This window comes from Rhodanobacter sp. MP1X3 (assembly GCF_014207165.1).
Taxonomy (GTDB): Bacteria; Pseudomonadota; Gammaproteobacteria; order Xanthomonadales; family Rhodanobacteraceae; genus Rhodanobacter.
The window spans coordinates 1-1,169 of sequence record NZ_JACHCO010000028.1; the positions used below are offsets into that span (position 1 = coordinate 1).

Annotated in this window: 1 protein-coding gene; it reads right to left on the bottom strand. The window is 59.4% G+C overall.

Annotated features, from left to right (window positions below; translation table 11 throughout):
• Window positions 1-1,169 (bottom strand): amino acid adenylation domain-containing protein (locus HDE79_RS21770; protein ID WP_184605316.1); only part of this gene is annotated, 1,169 nt, incomplete at both ends.

The following is a 1,169-nucleotide window of genomic DNA, read 5'->3' on the forward strand; positions in this document are numbered from 1 at the left end:
GTGCGGTACATCCGCCCCCCGGCTTTCGGTGCAAAGGGATCGTCGAGGAATCGCTCAGATGTCAGATCCGGACGATTCAGATAGCCACGCGCCACACCGACGCCAGCAATATGGATCTCACCCGCCACCCCCACGGGCACCGGATTTAATGCATCGTCCAGAACGTAGATCCGCACGTTTGGCAGCGGTCGACCCAAAGGTACCTCTCGCCGGAACTCACCTGCTTGTTGCCTGTGGCAGATAGCAACATCCGCACATTCCGTCGGGCCGTACGAATTGATTAGGGTGATGCCATGCGAAGACAGCAGGGCCGCCAGCGTTGCATCAATCGGTTCGCCGCCGAGCATCACCATTCGCAGTGTTGCCGGCATCTCAATGCCCGTCAGGTAAGCGCGGAATGCGGATGGCGCGCAGTTGATTCGGGTCGGGTCTTGACTTTCCATCGTATAGCGCATGCTATCCAGATCACTGATCGGCGCGGATGGTACGATCAGCGTTCCCCCTGCCAGCCAAGTGCCCAGAAAATTCTTCTGCGTCAGGTCGAAACTTAAAGAGCTCGCGAGCAACACGCGCACGGCGCTGGCCGGGTCAACCTCGGCATACCAGCGCGCCAGATTGACAAAACCAGCGTGAGTGTTGAGCGTGCCCTTCGGCTTCCCTGTCGAGCCCGAGGTATAAATGCAGTAAGCCAGATGTTGCGGCGTTGTACGCAACGACAGATTCTTCGTCGGGTAGGTTGCTAGCTTGGCTCGATCGGTGTCGAGGCACAGCACGCACGGATGACTCGGCAGACGTTCGCTAAGTGCCGAGTGTGTGACGAGCACGGGCGCCGCGGTATCCGCAAGTATCCACTCGAGCCGCGCGGTAGGATAGTCGGGATCGAGCGGTACGTATGCCGCGCCGGCCTTCAGGATACCCAGTAGGCCGATCGCCACATCCACGCTACATTCGATACACAGCGCGACCAGTGAATCAGGCCTCACACCTAGCCCGCGTAAATGATGGGCCAATTGGTTAGCCCGTTCGTTTAGCTCGCGATAGCTAAGCTGATCATCACCGCATACCAGCGCGGTCGCCTCCGGCGTCTTGCGCACCTGCGCCTCAAACAGCTGATGGATGCATACGTTTTCCGGATACGGCGCCGCCGTAGCGTTCCACGTTTGCAGCAG